This window comes from Pandoraea terrae (assembly GCF_902459695.1).
GTDB classification, from domain to species: Bacteria; Pseudomonadota; Gammaproteobacteria; order Burkholderiales; family Burkholderiaceae; genus Pandoraea; species Pandoraea terrae.
Window position 1 is genome coordinate 1 of sequence record NZ_CABPRZ010000078.1, and the last position, 584, is coordinate 584.

At 69.7% G+C, this 584-nt stretch carries 1 protein-coding gene; it reads right to left on the reverse strand.

All coding sequences use genetic code 11. The annotated features are described in order from the left end of the window. The coding region (locus PTE30175_RS28435; RefSeq protein ID WP_191629260.1) for an S-layer family protein at positions 1-584 on the reverse strand (584 nt) is incomplete at both ends.

Below are 584 nucleotides of genomic sequence, written 5' to 3' on the forward strand. Positions count from 1 at the left end.
GCGCGCGGCGACGTTCACGTTTGTATCGCCCGCGATCCGGCCGCTGTTGGTCAGCGCGTCCTGCGCCTCGATCAGCACGTCGTGGCCGCTTATCATCGCGCCCCCCGTCACGGCGCCGGTGGCGTCGAGCCGCACTCGACGGCCATGCGCGAGGTAGAGCTTGGGCACCAGCACCTCCTGCGTGCTGCCGTCGGCCAGCGTCACGGTCTGCCTGACCAGCCAGACGATGTCGCTGGTGAGCGCCTTCATCTGCGCTGCGGTCAGCGCCACGCCCACGCGCAACTGGAACGCCCGCGCGTAGCGTGCGCCCGAGGCCATCAGCGCCTTGAACTCGTCATCCGCTTGCGTGTGTTCTGCGAGCAAGGTGCGCCCCGTCGCCTTCAGCACCTGCTCGCGCAGCAGGCGGGCCTCGTAGAAGCCGTCGCCCACGCGCTTGTCCACCCGCGCCGGGTCCAGCCCCAGCAGCCCCAGCAGGTAATCGCTCGACACGAAGTTGCCGTAGTCGGTGAACCGCGGATCGGTCACCACCAGGTAGGGGTGCGCGGGCGCGGCGACGATTGCGAACAGCCCGATGCTCGGCAGCT